At 44.3% G+C, this 1,027-nt stretch carries 1 protein-coding gene and 1 pseudogene; both read right to left on the reverse strand.

Annotated features, from left to right (window positions below; translation table 11 throughout):
* Positions 1-596 (reverse strand): flavodoxin family protein (locus tag R7P72_RS26145; protein WP_318111177.1); only part of this gene is annotated, 596 nt, incomplete at its 3' end.
* 87 nt (positions 597-683) lie between these two features.
* A pseudogene (locus tag R7P72_RS26150) lies at positions 684-1,027 on the reverse strand (alpha/beta hydrolase); the annotation flags it as partial.

Genomic DNA, 1,027 nt, shown 5'->3' on the forward strand with positions numbered 1-1,027 from the left:
CCTACACGACGCTCTTCCGATTTCTGGTCTCCCATTCTTCCTCGTTTTACATATTGATGCTCGAAGCTTGTTGCGCCTTTGGCTCGAACTAATGCAGCAAATTCGTCAATAAAGTGTTGTTCAAATTTACTATTGAACGAGTTAAACAATATGACCCGTTTGTTGGTTAAATCGTTGTCTTTCACAAATTGCCAAATAGGTGGGGCTGGACTGTATAACCAAATAGGAGAGCCGAGATAAACCGTATCGTAAGAGGAGAGGTCGATATGCTGTGGGACGATCTCTGCAACATTACTTCTGGCATCTTTCAACGCACTTATCCATCCTGGAATGCCGAGCGCGTAGCTTTTGGCAAAAATTTCATAAACATGCCCATTTGTTTTGTTGGCAATATGTTCGGACAGAGTGGCGGTATTTCCTGAGCGAGAGAAAACGACGATTGCGGTTTTAGACTCATCGGTTATCGAGCGCTGCAGATGTTGCTGCTTTTGTTTGTACTTGCGGTATTGCGAGTTTTCGATTTGAGTAACGACGAGAGCAACCACCATCAAAAATACGAACAATATAAATAGAACGATGAGCGTCCATCGAAACATAGTCACTGACCTATGGCTATTAACTGAGAAATAGGAATAACAGAGAAGAAAGAGTGCGACCGGTTTGGTGGCACTCTTGATTTCAGATTACTTCAAATGCTTATCCAAGAAGGGCGCGACTTTCTCCATTGCCATGCCAACTGCTTGTGGATGATCATACAACTCATAGTGAGACCAGTTTTCTAGATCAACTAGTTGGCGATCCTTTGATGCGACAGCTCGACCATAAACCTCCTGACCATCGCGATAAGCGCCAAACGCTCCCACTTTTTGACCAATCACGGTCATCACTGGTTGAGTTAATAAAGTTTCAGTGAAGGCAAAAGCATCCCAACTTAGGGTTTTCTGAGCATGAGAAAACAACATGCGCGTGGCTCCGCCTTCAGTCTGTCCGCGAGGCGTTTTATAGTAGTCAGTCGCCTCAAACACAT

Source organism: Vibrio sp. Vb0888, from assembly GCF_033338835.1.
In the GTDB taxonomy this organism is placed as follows: Bacteria; Pseudomonadota; Gammaproteobacteria; order Enterobacterales; family Vibrionaceae; genus Vibrio; species Vibrio alginolyticus.